General features: G+C 60.8%; 20 protein-coding genes. 14 read left to right on the forward strand and 6 right to left on the reverse strand.

Annotated elements, in window-relative coordinates; all coding sequences use genetic code 11:
- The first annotated feature begins 76 nt into the window (after positions 1 to 76).
- Positions 77 to 1978: a phosphomethylpyrimidine synthase ThiC gene (gene thiC, locus BMY73_RS14980; RefSeq protein WP_092408044.1), complete on the forward strand. Its 1902-nt coding sequence runs from the start codon at positions 77 to 79 to the stop codon at positions 1976 to 1978.
- Positions 1979 to 2139: 161 nt separating this feature from the next.
- Positions 2140 to 3429, forward strand: coding sequence for a putative hydroxymethylpyrimidine transporter CytX (cytX, locus tag BMY73_RS14985; protein WP_092408046.1), 1290 nt, complete (start codon positions 2140 to 2142; stop codon positions 3427 to 3429).
- Here cytX and BMY73_RS14990 read toward each other — a convergent pair.
- Positions 3398 to 4144: an RsiV family protein gene (locus BMY73_RS14990; RefSeq protein ID WP_092408048.1), complete on the reverse strand. Its 747-nt coding sequence runs from the start codon at positions 4142 to 4144 to the stop codon at positions 3398 to 3400. The two genes, cytX and BMY73_RS14990, sit on opposite strands and share 32 nt — an antisense overlap.
- A 221-nt stretch (positions 4145 to 4365) precedes the next feature.
- On the opposite strand from BMY73_RS14990, the gene BMY73_RS14995 reads away from it, so the two are divergent.
- The 9 genes from BMY73_RS14995 to BMY73_RS15035 all read left to right on the forward strand — a co-directional run bounded on the left by BMY73_RS14995 (position 4366) and on the right by BMY73_RS15035 (position 13852).
- A complete protein-coding gene (locus BMY73_RS14995; protein WP_092408050.1) occupies positions 4366 to 4983 on the forward strand; it encodes an NUDIX domain-containing protein in 618 nt (205 codons plus the stop codon).
- Positions 4974 to 5426 carry a DUF1249 domain-containing protein gene (locus BMY73_RS15000; RefSeq protein ID WP_062379081.1) on the forward strand — a complete coding sequence of 151 codons (453 nt, stop codon included), beginning with the start codon at positions 4974 to 4976 and terminating at the stop codon, positions 5424 to 5426. Before BMY73_RS14995 ends, BMY73_RS15000 begins: the two co-directional genes overlap by 10 nt.
- A gap of 241 nt (positions 5427 to 5667) precedes the next feature.
- On the forward strand, positions 5668 to 6477 hold the full coding sequence (gene cpdA, locus BMY73_RS15005; RefSeq protein WP_092408052.1) for a 3',5'-cyclic-AMP phosphodiesterase: 810 nt from the start codon (positions 5668 to 5670) through the stop codon (positions 6475 to 6477).
- Positions 6478 to 6639: 162 nt separating this feature from the next.
- Complete coding sequence (locus BMY73_RS15010) at positions 6640 to 7206, forward strand: YqiA/YcfP family alpha/beta fold hydrolase (protein WP_062379666.1); 567 nt, start codon at positions 6640 to 6642, stop codon at positions 7204 to 7206.
- Between the two features lie 88 nt (positions 7207 to 7294).
- Complete coding sequence (gene parE, locus BMY73_RS15015; protein WP_062379080.1) at positions 7295 to 9199, forward strand: DNA topoisomerase IV subunit B; 1905 nt, start codon at positions 7295 to 7297, stop codon at positions 9197 to 9199.
- Positions 9199 to 10176 carry an esterase-like activity of phytase family protein gene (locus BMY73_RS15020; RefSeq protein WP_175500185.1) on the forward strand — a complete coding sequence of 326 codons (978 nt, stop codon included), beginning with the start codon at positions 9199 to 9201 and terminating at the stop codon, positions 10174 to 10176. Before parE ends, BMY73_RS15020 begins: the two co-directional genes overlap by 1 nt.
- 35 nt (positions 10177 to 10211) lie before the next feature.
- Positions 10212 to 10694: a retropepsin-like aspartic protease family protein gene (locus tag BMY73_RS15025; protein ID WP_175500188.1), complete on the forward strand. Its 483-nt coding sequence runs from the start codon at positions 10212 to 10214 to the stop codon at positions 10692 to 10694.
- A 10-nt stretch (positions 10695 to 10704) separates the two neighbouring features.
- Entirely contained in the window at positions 10705 to 12963 is a 2259-nt protein-coding gene (parC, locus tag BMY73_RS15030) for a DNA topoisomerase IV subunit A (RefSeq protein ID WP_092408060.1), read from the forward strand.
- A 181-nt stretch (positions 12964 to 13144) separates the two neighbouring features.
- On the forward strand, positions 13145 to 13852 hold the full coding sequence (locus BMY73_RS15035) for a PqiC family protein (RefSeq protein WP_092408062.1): 708 nt from the start codon (positions 13145 to 13147) through the stop codon (positions 13850 to 13852).
- Between the two features lie 124 nt (positions 13853 to 13976).
- Here BMY73_RS15035 and BMY73_RS15040 read toward each other — a convergent pair whose 3' ends face one another.
- Positions 13977 to 15506: a HAMP domain-containing protein gene (locus BMY73_RS15040; RefSeq protein WP_092408064.1), complete on the reverse strand. Its 1530-nt coding sequence runs from the start codon at positions 15504 to 15506 to the stop codon at positions 13977 to 13979.
- Between the two features lie 131 nt (positions 15507 to 15637).
- Here BMY73_RS15040 and serB point away from each other — a divergent pair, with 131 nt between their 5' ends.
- Complete coding sequence (gene serB, locus BMY73_RS15045) at positions 15638 to 16855, forward strand: phosphoserine phosphatase SerB (RefSeq protein ID WP_062379062.1); 1218 nt, start codon at positions 15638 to 15640, stop codon at positions 16853 to 16855.
- 137 nt (positions 16856 to 16992) lie between these two features.
- On the opposite strand, the gene BMY73_RS15050 is transcribed toward serB, so the two are convergent.
- From BMY73_RS15050 to BMY73_RS15065, 4 genes are all read right to left on the reverse strand, one after another.
- A complete protein-coding gene (locus BMY73_RS15050) occupies positions 16993 to 18786 on the reverse strand; it encodes a molecular chaperone (protein WP_092408068.1) in 1794 nt (597 codons plus the stop codon).
- A 280-nt stretch (positions 18787 to 19066) separates the two neighbouring features.
- Positions 19067 to 19930: an archaetidylserine decarboxylase gene (asd, locus tag BMY73_RS15055; RefSeq protein WP_092408070.1), complete on the reverse strand. Its 864-nt coding sequence runs from the start codon at positions 19928 to 19930 to the stop codon at positions 19067 to 19069.
- Between the two features lie 70 nt (positions 19931 to 20000).
- Complete coding sequence (gene rhdA, locus BMY73_RS15060) at positions 20001 to 20816, reverse strand: thiosulfate sulfurtransferase (RefSeq protein WP_092408072.1); 816 nt, start codon at positions 20814 to 20816, stop codon at positions 20001 to 20003.
- A 46-nt stretch (positions 20817 to 20862) separates the two neighbouring features.
- The gene (locus tag BMY73_RS15065) at positions 20863 to 22398 is read right to left on the reverse strand and encodes an HDOD domain-containing protein (protein ID WP_092408074.1); all 1536 of its coding nucleotides are present in this window, start codon (positions 22396 to 22398) and stop codon (positions 20863 to 20865) included.
- Between the two features lie 210 nt (positions 22399 to 22608).
- On the opposite strand from BMY73_RS15065, the gene motA reads away from it, so the two are divergent.
- Positions 22609 to 23460 carry a flagellar motor stator protein MotA gene (motA, locus tag BMY73_RS15070; protein WP_062379054.1) on the forward strand — a complete coding sequence of 284 codons (852 nt, stop codon included), beginning with the start codon at positions 22609 to 22611 and terminating at the stop codon, positions 23458 to 23460.
- Between the two features lie 3 nt (positions 23461 to 23463).
- Positions 23464 to 24525, forward strand: a complete 1062-nt coding sequence (gene motB / locus BMY73_RS15075; protein ID WP_092408076.1) for a flagellar motor protein MotB — start codon at positions 23464 to 23466, stop codon at positions 24523 to 24525.
- Positions 24526 to 24624: the final 99 nt, after the last annotated feature.

Consider the following 24624-nt stretch of genomic DNA (forward strand, 5'->3'; position numbering starts at 1 on the left):
GTGCCTCCGTCCGTTCGAATCAGGCTCAAGCTCCGACAATCCATTGCGCCGCAATATGATGTCCGGAGAGCCCGTGATGAGTACAAAACTACAAAACGCGAATCTGAGTGAGTCCGCCCAAGTCGATTCGGGGTCGGTTCAACCGTTCACCCGCTCACAGAAAATCTACGTTCAGGGTTCCCGTCCCGATATCCGCGTGCCCATGCGTGAGATCAGCCTGGACGTCACGCCGACTGGTTTCTCAGGAACAGAGAGCGGGGGCGAGATCAACGCACCGGTTTGCGTGTACGACACCTCGGGGCCTTATACCGATCCCAATGTCATCATCGATGTGCGCAAAGGCCTGGGCGATGTGCGCTCGGCGTGGATTAACGACCGTGGCGACACCGAACGTCTTGACGGTCTGAGCTCCAACTTTGGTCAGCAGCGCCTGGCCGATGCCGAACTGACCAAGCTGCGCTTCGCCCATGTGCGCAATCCGCGCCGGGCCAAGGCCGGTGCGAACGTCAGCCAGATGCACTATGCGCGTCAGGGCATCATCACCGCCGAGATGGAATACGTCGCGATCCGCGAAAACATGAAGCTGCAAGAGGCGCGCGCCGCCGGACTGCTGAAGCAGCAGCACGCCGGTCACAGTTTCGGGGCGAGCATTCCGAAAGAGATCACCCCTGAGTTCGTGCGTGAGGAAGTCGCCCGTGGCCGCGCGATCATTCCGGCGAACATCAACCACGTTGAGCTGGAGCCGATGATTATCGGCCGTAACTTCCTGGTGAAGATCAACGGCAACATCGGCAACAGCGCGCTGGGGTCGTCCATCGAAGAAGAAGTCGCCAAACTGACTTGGGGCATTCGCTGGGGTTCTGACACCGTGATGGACTTGTCCACCGGCAAACACATTCACGAAACCCGCGAGTGGATCATCCGCAACTCACCAGTGCCGATCGGCACCGTGCCTATTTACCAGGCACTGGAGAAGGTCGGCGGTGTGGCCGAGGACCTGACGTGGGAGCTGTTCCGCGACACGCTGATCGAGCAAGCGGAGCAGGGCGTCGACTATTTCACCATCCATGCGGGCGTGCTGCTGCGCTACGTGCCGCTGACCGCCAAGCGCGTCACCGGGATCGTCAGTCGCGGCGGTTCGATCATGGCCAAGTGGTGCCTGGCGCATCACAAGGAAAACTTCCTCTACACCCACTTCGACGACATCTGCGAAATCATGAAGGCCTACGACGTCAGCTTCTCGCTGGGCGACGGTTTGCGCCCGGGGTCGATTGCCGACGCCAACGACGAAGCGCAATTCGGCGAGCTGGAAACCCTTGGCGAGCTGACCAAGATCGCCTGGAAGCATGATGTGCAATGCATGATCGAAGGCCCGGGCCACGTGCCGATGCAGTTGATCAAAGAGAACATGGACAAGCAGCTGGAATGCTGCGACGAAGCGCCGTTCTACACGCTCGGCCCGCTGACCACCGACATCGCGCCGGGATACGACCACATCACTTCGGGCATTGGCGCGGCCATGATCGGCTGGTTCGGTTGCGCGATGCTGTGCTACGTCACGCCGAAGGAACACCTGGGCCTGCCGAACAAGGACGACGTGAAGACCGGGATCATCACCTACAAGATCGCGGCCCATGCCGCGGATCTGGCGAAAGGGCATCCGGGCGCCCAGATTCGGGATAACGCCTTGAGCAAGGCGCGCTTCGAATTCCGTTGGGAGGACCAGTTCAACCTCGGTCTGGACCCGGACACGGCGCGTTCCTATCACGACGAAACCCTGCCGAAGGATTCGGCCAAGGTCGCGCATTTCTGCTCGATGTGCGGGCCGAAATTCTGCTCGATGAAGATCACCCAGGAAGTCCGCGAATACGCGGCCAACCAGAAGATCGAAGCGGTGGATCTGTCGGTGGCTGAAGGGATGCGCGAACAGGCCGAGCGGTTCAGGCAGGAAGGCAGTCAGCTTTACAAGAAAGTCTGATTGATCGTTCCCACGCTCTGCGTGGTAATGCCTTTGGTGACGCTCCGCGTCACAGGGGACGCGGAGCGTCCGGGCATGCATTTCCACGCGGAGCGTGGGAACGATCATCAGCAGGTCGATGGCGTTAACCCAATAGCAATGCTCCTCTGAGATCACACCCTGTGAACACACCCGGCACTTACTCACCTGATATCCCCGTCCCGGCCGCCAAGCGCGTGTTTGGCGGGCGCGACTTGTTTTCCCTCTGGTTCTCTCTGGGCATCGGCCTGATGGTCTTGCAGACCGGCGCGTTGCTGGCGCCGGGGCTGGGCATGTCCGGCTCGATGCTGGCGATCTTCCTAGGCACCCTGGTCGGCGTTCTGCTGCTCGCGGCGGTCGGCGTGATCGGCAGTGACACCGGCTTGTCGTCCATGGCTGCGCTCAAGCTCAGTCTGGGCAGCAAAGGCGCGGCGCTGCCTGCGGTGCTCAACCTGCTGCAACTGGTGGGCTGGGGCTCATTCGAAATCATCGTCATGCGCGATGCGGCCAGTCTGCTTGGCGCCGGTGCTTTTTCAGAAACCAGCCTGTGGGCCAACCCGCTGCTGTGGACGCTGATCTTCGGCGCGCTCGCCACCCTGCTCGCGGTCAGCGGACCGCTTACCTTCGTGCGGCAGATCCTGCGTAAGTGGGGCATCTGGTTGCTGCTCGCCGCATGCGTCTGGCTGACCTGGAATCTGTTCGCCAAAGCTGACCTGTCGGCGTTGTGGGCACGCGCCGGAGACGGTTCGTTGCCGTTCGCCGTCGGGTTCGACATCGCCATCGCCATGCCGCTCTCCTGGTTACCGCTGATTGCCGACTACTCCCGCTTCGGCAAGCGCGCGACCGGCATCTTCGGCGGCACCGTGCTGGGCTTTTTCCTGGGTAACTTCTGGCTGATGACACTGGGCGTCGCCTACACCCTGGCGTTCGCGCCGAGCGGGGAAGCGAATGCGCTACTGCTGGCGCTGGCCGGAGCGGGCATGGGCATTCCATTGCTGTTGATCCTGCTCGACGAATCGGAAAACGCGTTTGCCGACATTCACTCGGCGGCGGTCTCCAGCGGGATTCTGTTGAAAGCGAAGGTTGAGCATCTGGCGTTGGGCATCGGCATTCTCTGCACGTTGATTGCCTGCTTCGCGCCGTTGGCGCAATACCAGAACTTCCTGCTACTGATTGGCTCGGTGTTCGCGCCACTGTTCGGCGTGGTGCTGGTCGATCACTTCATCCTGCGCCGTCGCAGTCATGGCGCCGCGACAACGGGATTACGCTGGATGACCTTGCTGGCCTGGGTGGGCGGCATTGCCACCTATCACCTGTTGGCGAATCTGTACCCTGACGTCGGTGCAACACTGCCAGCCCTGATCGTGGCTGGCGTGTTGCAACTGCTGCTGAGCAAGGCGATCAGCTCCGGCCGGGGAACAGTTCCGGCTTGATGATGCCATTGATCTGAGGGTACGGAATCTTCAGCTCGATGTGGCCCATGGCGTACGGGGCAATCGTGGTGACCGGGTATTTCAGGATCACCGCACCGTACGTCAGGGCGACGTTTGAAGTTCGCTTGAATGGCCACATCTTCTGGAACTCAGTGTCCTTGTCCAGCTTGGTGCTGATCTGCCAGGCCTTGTGCGCGAGTTCGGCCTTGTCCCAGAACGCGGCTTCCTGGCCGGGCACCAGCATGTCGCTCAGTGTCAGGACGCGTTGCTGCTGGCGGGAGTAATTGATGAAGGCGCGGCCCGGATTGCCGTGAGCGCCGCCGGTGTCCAGATAGCTCGACAGCTCTACCACCACGATACCGTCATGCTGCTCGCGTACCTTGGCCTGCAGATAGCTGCTGTTGCGTGGCTGGGCGCGGCTCAGGAATTGCTCCTGGTAATCCTTGAGCGTTGCAGGCACCGGACCATCGGTGTCGCTGCGGGTCAGTTGCAGCAGCGTGCGCTGGGTAATGGCGTCCAGTTTCGGCTCGTCCGGGAAGTGCACCGTGTCAATGTTTACCAGCGGGCAGTCGTCCGTGCTGCAGCCGGGTTTGACAAGCTCGGATGCGTCGCGCTGAACGGTCAGCGGACTGCGATAGTTGGGCTGAAAAAGGCTCTGGCAGGCGCCCAGTATCAGGGCCAGGCAGGCCATGGAAATGATCTTCAGAAACGACATGTTGATCCTTGGCGTTGGCATAAAGGGCCATCACTTGGCAGCAACGGCAACCAGCTTCGACTGCGAGTGGCGCAATCAGTTCGCCACTGGACGGATTAGAGTGCCTTTCGCGTGCCGTCGTCTACCCTGACGGCCTGTTTTGCCCGAACGAGGGGCTGCATCCGGCGTGTTGGCACGTTAGGATGGCGCGAAGGCTCAAGTGCTCAGCAGTGAGAAAATGTATGACTGATACGACTAAATCGACACCAACGAAGCACGAGATCACCCAGCGCGAGACCTGCTTCAAAGGGTTCTATCAACTGGACCGTCTGCACCTGCGCCATGAGCTGTTCGACGGCGGCATGAGCCCGGAAATCAAGCGTGAACTGTTTGTGCGGCATGACGCTGTCTGCGTGCTGCCCTACGATGCAAAGCGCGACGAAGTGGTGTTGATCGAGCAGTTTCGGGTCGGTTCGGTCGGCAAGCATCCAAACCCGTGGCTGATCGAAATGGTGGCCGGCCTGATCGACAAAAAAGAACAGCCCGAAGAGGTTGCTCACCGCGAAGGAGAGGAGGAAGCTGGGCTTGTCTTCAGCGCGTTGTGGCCAATCACCAAGTACTTTCCGTCGCCCGGTGGCAGTAACGAGTTCGTGCATCTGTACCTGGGTAAATGCGAAAGCGAGGGGGCCGGTGGGTTACACGGGCTGGAAGAAGAGGCCGAAGATATCCGGGTGTCGGTCTGGTCGTTCGATGACGCGATGCAAGCCGTGAAAGACGGACGCATCGTCAATGCGGCAACTATCATCGCAGTACAGTGGCTGGCGCTCAATCGCGCCGAAATCAGGGGGCTGTGGTCGTGAATCTTCTGCGCGAGCGCTACCGTGTCGACCTTGCCGGGCTGCAGGCAGCCTGTGAGGCGAACTACGCGCGCTTGATGCGTTTGTTGCCTGACATGCGCAACGAACAACGCTCCCGCCGGGTGGCCGTCACCCAGGGCGATCAGATGCTGGGCGTGTTGGCGGTTGAGGTGGTGCAGAACTGTCCGTACACCTCGACCCTGCTGGTGCGCCAGGAACACAGCCTTCCGTGGCTTCCAGTCCCCGTGCTGGAAGTGCAGGTCTACCACGACGCGCGCATGGCCGAAGTCATCGGCGCCGAACACGCACGACGTTTCCGCGGTATCTACCCGTACCCCAATGCCGACATGCATCAGCCGGACGAAAAGGCCCAGCTCAATGTGTTTCTGGGGGAATGGTTGAGTCACTGCCTGGCGTGCGGGCACGAGTTTGAGGCGGTTCGCTGATCCTGGCCTGTCGAGTCACCTGTGAAACTGCGTTGTCAGGGCCGTTGTCACGGGATGAGCCCGATCCATTCGCACCCGATTTAGCGCCTGAGAGTCAGTCTTCGCGAGCAGGCTCGCTCCCACAGTGTTCTCGCCCAATAACGACGCTCTCGCATAAATGAGAAGTGCGCCCTTATTCCGGGTTTGCCGTTACCCCAATCAAACACCATAATCCGGCCATACCCGCTCAAGGAGATGGCCTTTGCCGAGCGCAGCCTCTGATTCGTCCCCTGTCATGTTGGTGCAACTGTCCGACAGCCACTTGTTCGCCGAAGCGGATGGCGCGCTGCTGGGCATGGCCACGCGCGACAGCCTCAAGGCCGTTGTCGATAAGGTGCTCGAAGAGCAGTCGCAGATCGATCTGGTGCTCGCCACGGGGGATCTGTCTCAGGACGGTTCCGTCGAGTCGTACCAGGCGTTTCGCGAAGCGAGTGAGCGACTGTCCGCTCCCAAGCGCTGGCTGCCCGGCAATCACGACGAACTTCGGGAAATGGCGATTGCCGCTCAGCAGAGTGACTTTCTTGAGCCTGTCGTGGACATAGGAAACTGGCGCATCACCCTGCTGGACTCTGCCGTTCCCGGCTCGGTGCCCGGTTACCTGGAAGACAAACAGCTGCAATTGCTGGCGCAGGCCCTGAGTGAAGCGCCGCAACGTCATCATCTGGTCTGCCTGCACCATCATCCAGTACCGATTGGCGCGGCGTGGATGGAGCCGATCGGGCTGCGCAACCCGGAAGCGCTGTTCTCGGTGCTGGAGCGTTTTCCACAAGCCCGGGCCTTGCTTTGGGGCCACGTGCATCAGGAATTCGACCAGATGCACCACGGCCTGCGCCTAATGGCCTCACCTTCGACCTGCATCCAGTTCGCGCCCAATAGCGAAGACTTTGCCCTGGATTCGAAAGCGCCCGGCTATCGCTGGTTGCGGTTGTTCGAGGACGGGCGGATTGAAACCGGTGTGTCGCGCGTCGATCCGGACCTGTTCGACGTCGACCTCAGTGGCGCCGGGTATTGAAGGAAGTTTCCTGATTTCGCCGCAAACCCCTGTAAACTGCGCAGCTTTGAAACGGCCTGTAGGGGTTGGCTTCTACGGTGTTCGGCGGTATTGGCAGGAGACATTTTCGTGAACCTGGATCACTCCACTCTGCTTTACATCCACGGCCTGAATAGCTCGGCGATGTCGAAAAAGGCCACGCAACTCTCATCCCTCATGCAAACGCTGGGGTTGAGCGAGCAATTGCGTGTGCCTGAATTGCATCATCATCCGCGTCAGGCCATCGCTCAACTGGAGACGGCGATCCAGGAACTAGGCGGTCGGCCATTACTGGTCGGCAGCTCGCTCGGCGGCTACTATGCGACTCACCTGGCTGAGCGCCATGGCCTGAAGGCTGTGCTGATCAACCCTGCAGTCAACCCGCATCAGTTGTTCGACGGTTTTCTGGGCACCCAACAAAACCTGTACACCGGCGAGCGCTGGGAGCTGACGCATGATCATGTCGACGCGCTGGCAGAGCTTGAGGTGCCCGCCCCGCAGGATCCGCAACGCATTCAGGTGTGGTTGCAGACCGGTGACGAGACGCTGGATTATCGGCGTGCCCAGGCATTTTATCGGGCCTGCGCTCTGCGCATCGAAGGGGGCGGCGATCACGGCTTCCAGGGTTTTGCCTTGAAATTGCCCGCTTTGCTGAGTTTTGCCGGCTTCGCTCCGTCGCTTTTGCAGGCGATCGACCTTTCGGCGCTGTGAATAACGCGCCGGGTCGAGCTTTTGCTGAAACAAACATGTAGAACAGTGTCACTCCGAAATTTCATGAACGACTTGATGACGAGACCCCATGGCCAATCCCAGCGCTAGCTCTTATAACGCAGACGCCATCGAAGTCCTCTCGGGCCTCGACCCGGTCCGCAAGCGGCCGGGCATGTACACCGACACCACGCGGCCGAACCACCTCGCCCAGGAAGTCATCGACAACAGCGTCGACGAAGCCCTGGCCGGCCACGCCAGATCGGTTCAGGTAATCCTCCACGCCGACAACTCCCTGGAAGTGGCCGACGACGGTCGCGGCATGCCGGTGGACATTCACCCGGAAGAGGGTGTGTCGGGCGTCGAGCTGATCCTCACCAAGCTTCACGCGGGCGGTAAGTTCTCCAACAAGAACTACCAGTTCTCCGGCGGTCTGCACGGTGTGGGGATCTCGGTGGTCAACGCGCTCTCGACCCAGGTGCGGGTGCGGGTCAAGCGTGATGGCAACGAATACGAAATGACCTTTGCCGACGGCTTCAAGGCCAGTGAACTGGCGGTCGTCGGCACCGTAGGCAAACGCAACACCGGTACCAGCGTGTATTTCGCGCCGGACCCTAAGTACTTCGACAGCCCGAAGTTTTCCGTCAGCCGTCTCAAGCACGTCCTGAAAGCCAAGGCTGTCCTGTGCCCGGGCTTGCTGGTCAGCTTTGAAGACAAAAGCACCGGCGAAAAAGTCGAGTGGCATTACGAAGACGGGCTGCGCTCGTACCTGCAGGACTCGGTCACTGATTTCCTTCGCCTGCCGGACGAGCCATTTTGCGGTGCTTTCGCGGGTAACAAGGAAGCGGTGGACTGGGCGTTGTTGTGGCTGCCGGAAGGCGGCGACAGCGTTCAGGAAAGTTACGTCAACCTGATCCCGACCGCGCAGGGCGGTACGCACGTCAACGGCTTGCGGCAGGGCCTGCTCGATGCGATGCGTGAGTTCTGCGAATTTCGCAACCTGCTGCCGCGTGGCGTGAAGCTGGCGCCGGAAGACGTCTGGGAGCGCATCGCGTTCGTGCTGTCGATGAAGATGCAGGAGCCGCAATTCTCCGGTCAGACCAAGGAGCGACTGTCGTCCCGCGAAGCGGCGGCGTTCGTGTCCGGTGTGGTCAAGGATGCCTTCAGCCTTTGGCTCAACGCGCACCCGGAAATGGGCATGCAGCTGGCCGAACTCGCGATCAACAACGCCGGCCGTCGTCTCAAGGCGAGCAAGAAAGTCGAACGCAAGCGCATCACCCAGGGGCCCGCACTGCCGGGCAAACTGGCGGATTGCGCGGGGCAGGACCCGATGCGTTCCGAGCTGTTTCTGGTCGAAGGTGATTCCGCGGGCGGTTCCGCCAAACAGGCACGGGACAAGGAGTTCCAGGCCATCCTGCCGCTGCGCGGGAAAATTCTGAACACCTGGGAAGTGGACGGCGGAGAAGTGCTTGCCAGTCAGGAAGTACACAACATTGCGGTCGCGATCGGTGTCGATCCGGGTGCGGCGGACATGAGCCAACTGCGTTACGGCAAGATCTGCATCCTCGCCGACGCCGACTCCGACGGCCTGCACATCGCGACGCTGTTGTGCGCATTGTTCGTCCAGCATTTCCGCCCGCTGGTCGATGCGGGTCACGTCTACGTCGCGATGCCGCCGCTGTATCGCATCGACCTGGGTAAAGACATCTATTACGCCCTGGATGAGGCCGAGCGTGATGGCATTCTCGATCGCCTGGTCGCCGAGAAAAAGCGCGGCAAGCCACAGGTCACCCGATTCAAAGGCCTGGGTGAAATGAACCCGCCGCAGTTGCGGGAAACCACCATGGACCCGAACACCCGCCGTCTGGTCCAGCTGACACTGGATGATTTCGAGGCGACTTCGGAGATCATGGACATGCTGCTGGCCAAGAAGCGTGCGGGTGACCGCAAGACCTGGCTCGAATCCAAGGGCAACCTGGCCGAGGTGCTGGTTTGATGCGAGTCGGATTGGCCGCGCTGTTGTGGGTCGTCACCCCCGTCTTCGCTGCGCCGCTTCCGGAGCTGAAGCTGCTTTCCGAGCACCCGGTCGACGACATGGTTGGCGGCAACTTGTCCGGTCTGGCGTCGTGTAACGGTGTGCTGTGGACGGTATCGGACCGCGACGACACGTTGCTGTACAGCCTCGATACCTCGGCGACGGTCTGGAAAGCCCTGCCGCAGGTCCTCGAGATTCCGCCGATTCCCGACAGCGGCTTGTCCTCGACGCTGCGCGCCATGGCCAAGGCGTCGGCCTTGATTCGGGGTGGCGATCTGGACTTCGAAGGGGTTAGCTGCGATGCAGCGGGTAATCGCTATCTGGTGAGTGAGGCCTACGCGACGGTACTGAAGGTGCCGGTCAATGGCGCGCCGAGCTGGCTGGAGCTGCCGAAAAAGGTGGTTCAGGAAGCGCAGTCTGCGGGAATGCTGCAGCACTTCAATGCGATCTTCGAAGGCATTGCCGTGAATCCGGCTGGCGACAGGTTGTGGCTGGCCGCAGAGCGCGAGAAGCGCGGGCTGCTGACGGCGCATCTGGGTAAGGACGGTTGGGCCTGTAACGCCAGTTGCATCCTGCGCGTGGAGTCAGGCACCGACGTTTTGCCTGCGCAGTTGGGCGGCAAGTCAGTGGCCAAGGACTTTTCCGACATCTCGTTGTACAAAGGCAAGCTGTTTACCTTGGAGCGCGCGGCGTATCGCATCTGCCGGCGTACGCTGGAAACCGGTCAGTTGGAAACCTGTTGGTCATTTGCAAAGGAGGCGCTGCAACCCAACCGCCTTTATGACCAGAAATACGGCCTGACCGAAGCACTGATCGTGGACGACAAGGGCGCCTGGGTCGGAACCGACAACAACTTCGGGGTCCGTGCCGACGGCGAAAAGCGCCCCATTGTCTGGCGCTTTGCCGCGCCTGAAGGTGGCTGGAGTGCGAAACCTTGACCCAGTCGCCCCCCGGCAAGCGCGCCGGGCGTCTGATGCTGATCATGGCCTGGGCCGCGGCGCTGTTTCTGGCGACGCGGTTTTTTGGTGAATGGGAGCAACGTCAGGAAAACCCGAACACCCACGTCACCTCTGAACATGGCGACGGTTACGTCGAGGTGCAGCTGGCGAGCAATCGCCAAGGGCATTTCGTCATGACGGGACAGATCAACACGCGTCCCGTGCAGTTCATGCTCGATACGGGCGCGACCAATGTCGCGATCCCTGAGGCCGTTGCAGACGCTCTGCGGCTGGAGCGGGGTGCCAGGGTCGAGGTCAATACGGCCAACGGTCGTGCCGAAGCCTTCAGGACCACGCTGGAGCGACTGCAGATCGGCGATATCGTCCTGAACAACGTGCGCGCCCTGGTGGTGCCCGGTCTGGACGGCGACGAGGTGCTGCTGGGTATGAGCGCCGTCAAACAACTCGAATTCACACAGCGCGGCGGCAAATTGCTGCTGCGTCAGACGACAAAATGATGAGGCCCGCATGAGCGACTCCCTTGACCTCAGTCTGGACGGCGTAGAACGCCGGTCACTGGCTGACTTCACCGAACAGGCCTATCTCAACTACTCCATGTACGTGATCATGGACCGGGCCTTGCCGCACATCGGCGACGGCCTGAAGCCCGTACAGCGGCGCATTATCTACGCCATGAGCGAGTTGGGTCTGGACGCCGACGCCAAGCACAAGAAATCGGCGCGTACCGTCGGTGACGTGCTCGGTAAGTTTCATCCGCACGGCGACTCGGCCTGTTACGAAGCCATGGTGCTGATGGCCCAGTCCTTCAGCTATCGCTACACGCTGGTGGACGGCCAGGGCAACTGGGGGGCGCCGGACGATCCCAAGTCCTTCGCGGCCATGCGTTACACCGAGGCGCGTCTGTCGCGCTACTCCGAGGTGCTGCTCACTGAGCTGGGCCAGGGCACGGCGGACTGGGTGCCGAACTTTGACGGCACCCTCGATGAACCTGCTGTCTTGCCCGCGCGTTTGCCGAACATTCTGCTCAACGGCACCACCGGCATCGCCGTGGGCATGGCGACCGATGTCCCGCCGCACAACCTGCGTGAGGTCGCTTCGGCCTGCGTGCGCCTGCTGGACGAACCCAAAGCCACGGTCGAGCAACTGTGTGAACACGTTCAAGGTCCGGATTATCCGACCGAAGCGGAAATCATCACGCCGCGCGCCGACCTGCTGAAAATTTACGAAACCGGCCGTGGCTCGGTGCGCATGCGTGCCGTGTATCGCGTCGAAGATGGCGACATCGTGGTCACGGCCCTGCCGCATCAGGTGTCTGGCGCCAAGGTGCTGGAGCAGATCGCGGGGCAGATGCAGGCCAAGAAACTGCCGATGGTCGCCGACCTGCGTGACGAATCCGACCACGAGCATCCGTGCCGGATCGTGATCATTCCGCGTTCCAACCGCGTGGACCCTGAAGAACTGATGCAGCATCTGTTCGCGACCACGGAGCTGGAATCCAGCTACCGCGTCAACATCAACATCATCGGTCTGGACGGCAAGCCGCAGCTGAAAAACCTCAAGGCGCTGCTGTCCGAATGGTTGCAGTTCCGGATCACCACGGTACGTCGTCGCCTTCAATTCCGGCTGGACAAGGTCGAGCGCCGCCTGCACCTGTTGGAAGGTTTGCTCACCGCGTACCTGAACCTGGACGAAGTGATTCACATCATCCGGACCGCCGAGCACCCGAAAGCCGAGCTGATCGCGCGTTTCCAACTGTCGGAAATCCAGGCGGACTACATCCTCGACACCCGTCTGCGTCAATTGGCGCGTCTGGAAGAGATGAAGCTGCGCAGCGAGCAGGATGAGTTGCTCAAGGAACAAGCCAAGCTGCTGGCCCTGCTGGGCAGCGAGACCAAACTGCGCAAGTTGGTCCGTACCGAACTGATCGCCGATGCCCAGACCTACGGCGATGACCGTCGCTCGCCGATCGTCGAACGCGCTGAAGCCAAGGCACTGTCCGAAAATGAGCTCATGCCGACCGAGCCTGTGACCGTCGTGTTGTCGGAAAAAGGCTGGGTGCGTTGCGCCAAGGGGCACGACATCGACGCGACAGGGCTTTCCTACAAGGCGGGGGATGGTTTCAAAGCGGCGGCGGCGGGACGTTCCAACCAGTTTGCCGTGTTCATCGACTCCACTGGCCGCAGCTATTCGCTGGCGGCGCATACGCTGCCCTCGGCACGCGGGCAGGGCGACCCGTTGACCGGCCGTCTGACACCCCCTCCTGCGGCGACGTTCGAGTGCGTGTTGTTGCCTGATGACGAGGCGCTCTACGTCATTGCCTCCGATGCGGGTTACGGTTTCGTGGTCAAAGGCGAAGACTTGCAGGCCAAGAACAAGGCAGGCAAGGCGTTGCTGAGCCTTCCGAGCGGCGCCAAGGTCATCCTGCCGCGTCCTGTTCCTGATCGCGAGCAGAACTGGCTGGCCGCGGTCACCACGGAAGGTCGTCTGCTGGTGTTCAAGATCAGCGACCTGCCGCAACTGGGCAAAGGCAAGGGCAACAAGATCATCGGTATTCCGGGCGAGCGCGTGGCGAGCCGCGAGGAGTATGTGACTGATCTGGCCGTCATTCCCGAGGGCGCCACGCTGGTGTTGCAAGCGGGCAAGCGTACGCTGTCCTTGAAGCCGGATGACCTCGAACACTATAAGGGCGAGCGCGGGCGGCGTGGCAATAAGCTACCGCGGGGCTTCCAGCGCGTTGACGCCTTGTTGGTGGAAAGCGCTACTTAAGCAGGCGATTTCAGTGCTCGATCTTCGTTTCGTCACGAAGATCGACGCAGAATCGCTGGAGTCATCGCGCATATTCACGGATGATATGTCGTCTTGAGGTGCGGGCGTGGCTGTGTGCCTTCATGTGTTCGTGAGTATTTGAATTTGTGGCGCGCCGTGCGGCGCCCACCTGGACGGAATGATGAATTTTCTACGCGTTCCATTTGTTTTGCTGTTGACCGGCGTTCTGGGTCTGGCCGGGTGCAGCGTTCATCAACCCACATCGCTCTATCAGCTGGACAGTGGCGATCCTGGGCAACCTAAACAAAGTGGCGGGGTTGCGGTTTTGCTGGGCCCGGTCTCCGTTGCTGACTATCTGCAACGTGAAACATTACTGCAGCGTCAAGCGGATGGCAGCCTGACCGCGTCTAAAGACGGTCGGTGGGCGGGCAGTCTGTCGGCTGATATCGATCAACTGCTTCTGCGCCAACTGGCGTGGAAGCTGGACAGCCAGCGTGTGGTCATGGCGCCAGCGGCTGCCAACTTCACGCCGGACGTTCAAGTCGTGCTGTCGATCACGCGCCTGGACTCTGGTGAGAACGAGCCTGCGGTCCTGGACGCACAATGGCGTCTGTTGGATCGTCGCGGCAACGTGCGTGACAGCAAGTTGGTCCACCTGGAGGAGCCGCATGCAGGGACTCCAGCCGCGCAAGTGAAGGCTCAAGGCGTGTTATTGCAACGTCTGGCCGAGCAACTGAGTGTGGCCGTCAAACCGGTGGCGAGTCAGCCATGGGTCGCTGAAGAGCCGAAGAAAGCCGCTCAGCCTGCCAAGACCCGCACCGATCAGGACAAGCCCAAGATTCCGATGGCCTCCCCGATCCGCACTGATCTGGAAGTGTTCCGCTTCTAAATCAGACGCAAACAAAAAGCCCGCAGCGATGCGGGCTTTTTTGTGGGTTCGAGGGTTTGGGTGCTTTAAAGGTTTGGCTTGGAGTCGCTAAGTATTCCAAGCCAACCCCCAACCTCCCGGTCAATCACACCTTCCGCGCCTCATGCATGCGCGCGAGCTGGCGTTCCAGCATCGATGGGTAAGGCTCCATCAGGCGCTCTACGCAGCTGGCGCCTTCGGGGCTGGCGATCGGGCGGATGCGGGCGCGTTGACGGATGGTGGTGTCTTCACTGATCTTGCGCTCGACCAGCAGCAGGTTGCGGCTGTGTTGAGACAAGGCCAGGGCGTCCTGTGCGGTTTCGGTCAGCAGCAGGTCGATCTGGTTCATGCCGTGCAGACCCTCACCGAGCGTCAGGCCCAGTTGCAGTTGCAACGTGATGCCGCTGTCCGCGACTTCGATCTGCAATGCGTGGCTCAGGGCGCGCAATAGCTCACCGCAGCAGATCGCGTTGGTCAGGTAATCGTCCCCGCTGTCCTGAGTACTGAAGACCATCAGCGAACTGCCGTCGTTCAGGGTATGCAGTTCGCTGTCGTACAGCGATGCCGCCTGATCGATGCAGTCACGGTAACGCTCCAGCAGCTCGGTCAGCCGAGTGCGGGGCAAGCGACGAAGTTGTTCTTGCGAGCCCAACTGGACGGCCAGCACAGCGCTGTATTGCGGTTGAGACGGCACGACAGGCAGGACAGGGCGTGGAGAAGGCTTCTGGACGGCCGGCGAGTGGTCACGAAGGTCGGCAAACGGATCTTCGTCATGGTCCTCGTCTTCCTCGGCCACGATACGGCGAGCAGGGATCGCCGTGGCGCGCGGCTTGGGTGATTCGTCGAATTCCGGGTCGCTCAGGTCGCTGGTATCGAACTCGGGCGAAGCGTCCTCGTCTTCGTCGACTTGCTCAGGCTCTGGAACCGGTGCTGGCTCTGGCTCAGGCGGCGCATAGGATGCCTTGAGCTGACGCGCGAGGTCGCCGATCTCGTCCTGACGGTCGGTCGCCGGGGTGTACGGGTCGATGTAACGCAACCACATCCGCAGTTGCAGCATGGGCGTTGAAATGTGCCGTCCCAGGCGCAGGCTCAAGGCAAGTGCGAGCGCGAGCAGAATGCCGGCCAGGATGCCCATGCTTTGGAGGCTGATCGTCAACGGCTGCTGGAACTGACTCATGTCCAGGCTGATGCGAAGCGTGCCCGCGACGACGTCCTGGAACGTGACCTTGATCTCGTAAAGACCTTCGGCCTCACCCAGAATCCCGGTTTTCGGGCGCTGTCCGGCCTCCGCGAGAATGCGGTTGTCGACGCTGTAGATGGCGGCGTGAGCGACCAGCGGATTCTTCACCAGATTACCCAGCAACACGTTGAGGCTGAGGATGTCGTTGGACACCAGCAGCTCCGTGGCGGAGGTCGCGGTTTGCGTGGTCAGGGCCTGTCCCAGTGCGTCGGCCTGCTCGTGCATGGCTTGCTTGAACTGCAAGCCCATCACGCAGGCGTAGATCACCAGCGCCAGCGCGACAAGGATCACGTTGTGGCTGGCGATACGCAAAGCAATCGGAACACGTCGGTGACGCAATGCCCGGAAGATCAGCAAGAAGAAGTTATCGGTTTTGACTGGCGTGGGCCGGTTCACTGAGCACGGCTCTCTTGGAAGAAGTTGGGGCGCAGTATAGCGAGCGACCCAGTAGCGGCAAAGCGCTCACTGTGCCCGGCCGTCACTGAAAGTGAGTAGAATGCGGTTTTTTTCCACTGCGGGGGTGCGCCTTGCGCGAAATTGTCCTGATAAACATCACCGGTGAAGACCGCCCGGGCCTCACTGCGGCCATCACTGGCGTGCTGGCCGACGGTGGGGTCGATGTTCTGGATATTGGTCAGGCCGTCATCCACGACACGCTGTCGTTCGGCATTCTGGTCGTGATTCCGGACACCGAAAACGGTGCGACGGTGCTGGATCGGGTCCAGGCAAAGGCAGACGAGTTGGGTCAGCAGGTGTTGTTCACCCACGTCAGCGAAGACGACTACCAGCATTGGGTCGACGATCAGGGCAAGGACCGGCACATCGTCACGCTGTTGACCCGCAAGGTCACTGCCGAGCAATTGCGGACCGTCAGTGCTATCACTGCCAGGTACGGGCTTAACATTGAGCGCATCGATCGACTCTCCGGGCGTATGCCGCTGGACATGCCGAGCGGCAAGGGCAAGGGCTGCATCGAGTTTTCCGTGCGTGGCGAGCCTGCCGATGCTCAGCAGATGCGTGCCGAATTCCTGCATGTCGCCCAGGAGTTGAATGTCGACATCGCGTTTCAGCAGGACTCATTGTTCCGTCGCAATCGCCGTTTGGCGGTGTTCGACATGGACTCGACCCTGATCGAGGCCGAAGTGATCGACGAGTTGGCCAAGGCCCATGGTGTGGGCGATCGCGTGTCAGAGATCACCGAGCGGGCGATGCGCGGTGAGCTGGATTTTCGCGCCAGCTTCAAAGAACGTCTGGCGTTGCTCAAGGGCCTGGATATCAAGGTTCTGGACGACATCGGCGCGTCGTTGCGGCTGACCGAAGGTGCCGAAACACTGTTTGCCGAGCTCAAGCGCCTGGGGTACAAAACGGCGATTCTGTCTGGGGGCTTTACTTACTTCGCCCGTCAATTGCAGACCAGGTTGGGTATCGACTACATCTTCGCTAACGAGCTGGAGGTGGTGGATGGCAAATGCACAGGCGTCGCGGTCGAGCCCATTGTCGATGCACAGCGTAAAGCCGATCTGCTGCGCGAACTGGCCAGCAAGGAAGGCCTGAGCCTGGAGCAGACGATCGCGGTCGGTGACGGCGCGAACGATCTGCCGATGCTGGCGATAGCCGGCTTGGGCGTTGCGTTCCGTGCCAAGCCGCTTGTGAAACAGTCGGCCAGGCAGTCGATCTCGACGCTCGGCCTTGATGGCGTGCTGTACTTACTGGGTTTCCGCGACCGGGAAGGGCAGGGCGCATAAGCCGCCTTTAGACGGTACTCGCTTCCACTGCAGGAGTGAGCTTGCTCGCGATGGCGTCAGCTCAGGCGCCGCCAGGATTGATTAGATAGGATCGCGAGCAAGCTCACTCTCCTACAGGGCTGAGCGCGGATATAGAATTACAAAGCTGTCCACAACGAATCGAATTCCTGTTCCGGCCCCTCTTGCGGCGCATTCTTCTTCGGCCCTTCCAGCACCTCATACTCGAACTGGTTGTAGCTGCCTGTCGTCGCCCGGCGATTGCTCAGGCTGGCGCGACGTTCGTCGCCGCTGGTGTTGATCATGACCTTGCTGCCCTCTTCGAACGGCAGGCGGGGCGCGATCACGGTCGCCGGCACATCGATCGCACGGACCTCGGGCAGCAGCAGGGCGCGCAGGTACTGACTGCTGTGCTCGGCGCGCAGCAACTGCATGCCACAGGCCTGCGCAAACGGGGCAATCAACTCGACGCCCATCTGCGTCCCGCCGCTTCGCACCTGACGCACCCAGCGCACCACGGCAATACTCCAGCCGTGGCCGTGATCCTGAATGCCGATCATCTCTCCGGCTTGTAACTGGTCCGGTACGTCCTTCGGCCAGGCCAGACAGTAGCCGCCAGGGCTGTGATTGACGATGTGCAGCGCGTAAGTGGGAAAGCTCTTCTGGCCGTCAGCCGCCGCAGCAGCGGCTTCGGACTCGCTGCCCTGATACTCGATTTCTTCAAAGGGCAGCATATTGCTGGGGCTACCGCTGCCACTACGCTGGACGTCCATGGCTTGAGCCCATGGGTCATGACGCGCAGGCTCAAGGGGCTGCAGCGTGTACTCGGCGACCTTGCTGACTGTTCCGGCGGGGACCTGCAGCAGCTCACTGAAGCATTTCTGATCGCCCACAAAATAGTGCAGGGCGCTCATGCCGACGCAGACGGTGAGCGTGCCTTGGCCAGCCGTGCGTTGAAAGGCGCGCTCCGACACGTCGCCCCAGGCCGCCGCGAGGTGCTGCAACACGTCAGTCGAAAGCCCAGGTGGCACGTGCAGGTATGACTGCGAACGCTGTTCGATCGGCAGTTCCATGTAGCGATGCAGTGCGGCAGACAGGGCCCGGGTGTTGATACCGAGCAGATGGGTGCGTTGATCTTCGGTGTACAGCGAGGTGTAGCGCGGCGCCGTGTCAGCGTTTGGGGAGACCGCGTACAGGCTGGTGTCGTCGAGCGGTTGCTGTAACGTCACCATCGCGCTCCAGGCATCGAGCGCATCGGCCAGCTTGCCGATGTTGTGCTGGCGCATCTGATTGCAGCGTGAACACCCCATCAACAGGGCGACGAGGTAAGTCTGCTCGACCGTCAATGTGCGCGTGTGGTGCGCCTGATTGTCGGCGACGGGAATATTGTGCAACTGATGTTGACGGGCGATCTGGTAGATCTGGTGCAGCTCCAGCCACAAACCATCCTGCACCGGGCAATAAAGCTGGTTGGCGCGAATCAGCGGACCGTTGAGGCAATGTATCGCCCGTTGCAGGGCCGTGGTCAACAGGGTAGTGCGATCTCTGCTGAGCTTTGGCGCGACCCGCGCGATGATCTGTTTGTAGCCAATGGCAAGATGGTTTTGCAGCGCCTGGCACAGGTTGGCGACTTTGCGCGGGCGCTCTTCCAGGACCACCGACTGGTTGAGGAAATGCCGCTCCAGGTGCTTGCACACGAAAAACACTTCCGGGCGCAGCAACTCAAGCAGTTGCAGGCGGTTATCGCTGGGCGTGAGCAGTTGGTTCAGTTCACCCAGGCCCTGATAAAGCTGACGGGCCATTTCGCCGAGGTTGGCTTTGGGGAGGGAGGAGATCCAGCGCTTCATGTCTTTGGGTGTCGCGTCACAGAACGACAGGCTCGACTGCGTCGGCACAGGTGCGCGCAACAACAGCGGGAGACTTAAATAACTCATGTGACAGGCAAACTCCAACAACTACTGGCTCGGCTGGCTGTGTGCAACTGCGGTGCAGTGACACGCGGTCAAGCTAAACGGGCAAGTGTACGTCAATTGAAAGCGAAGTTTCCTACAACATCCATGGACGACTCTAGCAGCATCACTGCGTAATCGCAGCCCTTAATGTCAAAGTGATACCGTTTCAGCGTTAATACACCTGCACTGAGGAGACCAACGGCCGCCTGCAAAGGTCTTGCAGGCGTGTCAGAAAATCGTTTCAGAAGTTAACAGGCAAAAATCAGGCCTGAGCGGGCGCTGCGAGCAATTGACCCATTTGCACAGGCGATCCCGCCGCGAGGTGCTCTGCCCACTTCACCTGGTTGGGTCCGAACAACACGATGGCGGTTGAGCCCAGCTTGAAGCGACCCAGCTCTGCGCCTTTCTCCAGGTGGATCGGTGCACGCGCGGCTTCGTCGTAACTGAAAGTTTTCAGCTCGCGTTTCGGTGGGGTAACGAGCCCGGCCCAGACGGTTTCGATGGACGCCACGATCATCGCCCCAACCAGGACCACGGCCATGGGGCCGCGCTCGGTGTCGAACAGGCAGACCACACGCTCATTGCGTGCGAACAGTTCAGGCACGTTTTCGGCGGTCGTCTGGTTCACCGAGAACAGACGCCCCGGCACGTAAACCATCTCGCGCAACGTCCCGGCCAACGGCATGTGGACGCGGTGATAGTCCCTTGGCGACAGATAAACCGTCGCGAATTCCCCGCCCATGAACGGCGCAGACAGGCGGGCATCGCCACCGAGCAGTTCCAGCGCGCTATAGCTGTGGCCTTTGGCCTGGAATATACGACCGTGATCAATCGGCCCCAACTGGCTGACCGCGCCGTCGGCAGGGCAGAGAATGGCCCCCGGCGTTTCGTCCAGCGGACGCGCACCGGGCTTCAAGGCGCGGGTGAAGAAGTCGTTGAAGTGCGGGTACGCGGTGATGTCTTCGACCAGTGCTTGCGACATGTCGACCTGATAACGGCGCACGAACCACTGCGTGAACGCGTTCTTGAACCAGCGCACGCGGCATTCGGCAACGCAGCCTGCCAGGCGTGACAGCAGATGGTGGGGAAGCAGGTATTGGAAAAGAATAAACAGACGCTGTTTCATCAAGGTTCCTAAAACGTTTCAAAAAATGGGCTTTCGACAGGTGAAGCCAATGGGAAGCCGGAGCGTCCGGTTATTTCTCGATCGGTGTGTCCGGGTGGTTGCCCCATTCGCCCCACGAGCCGGCGTACCCTTTGATTCGAGGGTAACCCAGCGCCTTGGCGACCAGATAGGTAAAGCCGGAACGGTGGTGAGTCTGGCAATGGGTGATGACTTCTTTGTCCGGGGTGATGCCCAGCTTTTCGAGGATCTGCGGCATGTCTTTGCGGATGCGCAGATGGCGCGCCTGATCCATGCCTGCGGTCCATTCAAAGTTGACGGCGCCCGGAATGTGTCCACCTTTGGCGGCCACCACCTTCTCCCCTGAGTATTCAGTCGGACCGCGCGCGTCCCAGATCGCGAGATCAGCGGCACCCAGGCGGCTTTGCAGGTATTCACGGGTGGCGGTGGGTTCGTCGTGCAGCGTCAGCGGGACAGGGCCGCCGACAGGTGCAGGCACCTCGGTGGACAATGGCAGACCTTCGGCTTGCCAGGACAGCAGGCCACCGTCCAGATAGTGGTAGCTGGAATGCCCAATCACGTCCAGCAGCCAGATAAACCGGCCGGCCCAACCGCCGCCTTCGTCGTCGTAGACCACATAGACCGCGTCAGGGTTGTGGCCCAATTCACCGAACAGCATTTCCAACTGTGCCTTAGTCGGCAGCAGCCCGGGCGCAGGAGGCTGACCCAGTTGCGTACGCTTCGGATCCACGAACCGTGCGCCCGGGATGTGGCCTGCTTCATAGCGGGAGGCGCTGGTCAGATCAACCAGAATCAGGTCTGAAGCGCCGAGGCGTGCCTGCAGTTCTGCGGGCTCGATCACCAGCGGCAAACTTGAGAAGGCAGACATGAGGGTCTCCAGATCACGGAAAAGGAGGCGAATTGTAGCGCAGCCGTCAGGCATTGCGATGGCTAAAGGTCGTCAGCGCTTTCTCTACGCACTGGCTTGTCTTGCCAAAGGCCTGGACCGTGACTTCCGAGAACGGACCACCGCCCTGGTCGGCAACGATCAACATCACGACACGCCCATTGCTCGCAAGCGAGCGAATCAGCAGGTTTTCTCCCGTGAACAGGTTGCGCAGTTGGGGCGGCAGCAGGGCCGAGAATTGAGCATTGTTGGCCGGTGTCAGTCGCAATTGCGTCGCTTGGGCCAGCAATCGCTGCAACACGGTGCTGTCTTTATAAGGGATCAGCAGCGCCGCTGCAGACTTGTCCACCCCCGCGATCTGATGTACGCGCAAACTGTCGGTTTTGCGGTCGATCATCAACAGGACCGCGCGCTGCATGCCGCAGGCCAGTAAGGCATCCCGTGCGCAGGTGGTCAGGTGCATGGCGTTGCTGAATGCGCTCGGCTCCCTGAGCAGGTCGCCGCAGTGCTTGCGCCAGAGCTGCAATGCCTCGGGTGAAGGCGGTGGCGCGGGCAGCAAGCCTTTATGAACCCGTCGCGTGCCCCATGGCCAGATCAAGGCTTCGGCCGGGTGCCAGATGCCAGGGGTCGCATGCTGGCGAGCGCTGGCCGCAGCGTTCTGGTGTACCTGCTGCTGCAACTCCGTCAAGGGTTGTTGTCGGTAAAGGCTCGTCAGCAGTTGCCAGCGCAGCGTGTGCGGCGTGTCCCAGGCTTGCTGCGACGATAATGCCAGACCGTTGGCCAGCAGGATCGTGTTGGCCGGCTGATTGAGCCAGCGCTGCAATGGTAGATCCGCGTCCAGGCCTTGTTGCTGTTTAAGCGGATCTTCGTTTTCGTGCGCAATGCGTAACACTTTCACCAGGTTGCGCTGCTCGCGAATCAGCAGATGATAGCCCTGTGTCACCCAGATCGGCAGTTTCCAGTGTTTGGCCAGCGCTTGGCACAGGTGCAGCAGACGAACGCCGAACAGGGATTTTTCCACACTGCGGGCCGACTCTCCCTTATGGATGACCCGCAGCTCCCATTCTTCCAGCAGCTTGGGGTGCGCCAGCGCCACCGGCCATAACGGCGCGAGGAACAGCAGACTGCCCAGGTGAATGTCCTGCCAGAGACGGGCCAGTTGATTGGCGAACAAGCCGTACGCCTGTTGTGTGGCGTGCTGGCTGATCATTTGCAGCTGGCGCAGTGCGATGGGAATGTCTTGCCATTCGACGCTGGGCAAGCGAGTGAGCAAGGTGGCCGTTCGCGCCAGTCCCAGTCGGTTCAGTGCGACCTCGAGGCTTTCGGCCGGTTCAGCCAGGCCGTTGCTGTGCACATTGGCCTCGCGCAGCACGCTCAGCACCAGCGCCGGGCTGTCCTGCATCAAATCGGCGATGTCTCGAAGCGAGCGACGGCTGTCATTCAGCGCCGCGTTGACCTTGGTGTGCGCGATCGCCGGAACAGGCAAAGCGATGCTGTCCAGTTGTTTGACCCAGGTATCGAGTGTCTGCGGAACGGGGAGCGATGACGCTTTATCTGGTTGCATTCACAAGGCCCATACGGCTGCAGGTTTTGATCGGCGTCGAATGATGGCATCATGCCGGCCTTCTGGCAGGCGTGCCCGAGCCAGACGCCACACAGGATTTTCACTTGAATTGACTATAGTCTGGCGCACTCATGCCGATAAGTAGAACAAGAGTTTTGAGCGCTTCTCGCACAATGACCATGAACCCGACTCAGTAAGTATTTTTTATCTATGGCAAAAATTATCGGCATCATCGTCGTTTTCGCGAGCGTCCTCGGCGGTTACGTACTTTCCCACGGTCAAATCGCCGCGTTGATCCAGCCTTTCGAGGTTCTGATCATCGGCGGTGCTGCGTTCGGCGCCTTTTTGCAGGCGAACCCGGGCTACATGACCATGCACGTCATCAAGAAATCCTTGAAGATGTTCAGCTCGCGTTTCACTCACGCCTTTTACCTTGAGGTGCTGGGCCTGATCTACGAGATCCTCAACAAGAGCCGTCGGGAAGGCATGATGGCGATCGAGGGCGATATCGAAGAGCCGGAAAACAGCCCGATCTTCGCCAAGTATCCGAGCATCCTCAAAGACACCAGGATGATCGCGTTCATCTGCGACTACCTGCGCATCATGTCGTCCGGCAACATGGCCCCTCACGAGCTCGAAGGCCTGTTCGACATGGAGCTGTTGAGCATGAAGGAAGAGCTGGAGCACCCGTCCCACGCGGTGACCGGCGTGGCCGACGGTATGCCCGGTTTCGGTATCGTCGCGGCGGTACTCGGTATCGTGGTGACCATGGCGTCTCTGGGGTCCGGTGACAAGGCCGCGATCGGCATGCACGTAGGTGCGGCGCTCGTGGGGACCTTCTTCGGTATTCTCGCGGCGTACGGTTTCTTCGGTCCTCTGGCCACCTCCCTGGCGCATGACGCCAAAGAAGAGATGAACGTGTTCGAAGCCATCAAGGCCTCCCTCGTGGCGTCGGCTTCGGGCGTGCCGCCTTCACTGGCGGTCGAGTTCGGTCGCAAGGTTCTGTATCCGGCGCACCGCCCCAGCTTCAGCGAGCTGGAACAAGCTGTCCGCGGTCGTTGATCCATGGAAAATAACCAGCCAATCATAGTCAAGCGCGTCAAGCGCTTTGGCGGAGGCCACCACGGCGGCGCCTGGAAAATCGCTTTTGCCGACTTCGCGACGGCAATGATGGCGTTCTTCCTCGTGCTGTGGCTGATGTCCTCGGCCACGCCTGAACAGTTGATCGCCATCGCCGGTTACTTCAAGGACCCGGTCGGTTTTTCCGACAGCGGCTCGCCTTACGTGATCGACCTGGGTGGTTCGCCCGAGATGTCGCCTGACCAGACGCTTAACCCGGAAGTGAAAAGCACGCCGGCGCCGGACAAAGTGCCTGTCGATGCCGACCAGCAGGACGCCGCTGCCGATCAGGTCGAGCAGGATCGCCTGGAAATGCTGTTGCAGGAGCTTCAGACCAAAATCAACGAGAACCCGCAACTGGCCAAGTTCAAAGACCAGATTCTGTTCGAGATCACCCAGGACGGCCTTCGGATTCAGATCATGGACGCCGAGAACCGCCCCATGTTCGACATCGGCAGCGCGCGTCTGAAGCCGTATTTCGAAGACATCCTGCTGGCCATGGCTGACACCATCAAGGCGGTGCCGAACAAAGTCAGCATCAGCGGTCACACCGACGCGACCCCGTACGTGGGCAACAACGGCTTCGGTAACTGGGAACTGTCGGCCAGCCGCGCCAACGCGGCTCGCCGGGCCTTGACCGCCGGTGGATACCCGGATGCGCAGGTTGCTCGTGTCGTGGGGTATGCCTCGTCTTCGCTGTACGACAAGGAGCACCCTGAAAACCCGATCAACCGCCGGATCGACATCACCGTGCTGACCAAGAAGGCCCAGGCGCGCATCGAAGGTGCTCAGAACGCCGGCGAGGCGCCGAAGACCGACGCCGCACCTGCTGCTCCTGCTGCACCTACACCTGCACCAACGTCGCCGACTGCTCCGACCGGCAAGCCAGGCGCATCGACTGCCGCGCCTGCGGTCGATCCCCAGGCGTACGCCCAGCCCCATGAGATCCGGCAGAAGCTGAACATCTTCGATCAAGGGCAACTGAAGATCGACGAGACCAGGAACTGACGTAACCCTCAATAAAAAACGCCGCGATCATCGCGGCGTTTTTGTGTCCCTGTACATCCATCGGTAGCAGTCCGGCCTGCCGGGGGTGAGGTGTTGAAG

The organism is Pseudomonas sp. NFACC02, assembly GCF_900110765.1.
In the GTDB taxonomy this organism is placed as follows: domain Bacteria; phylum Pseudomonadota; class Gammaproteobacteria; order Pseudomonadales; family Pseudomonadaceae; genus Aquipseudomonas.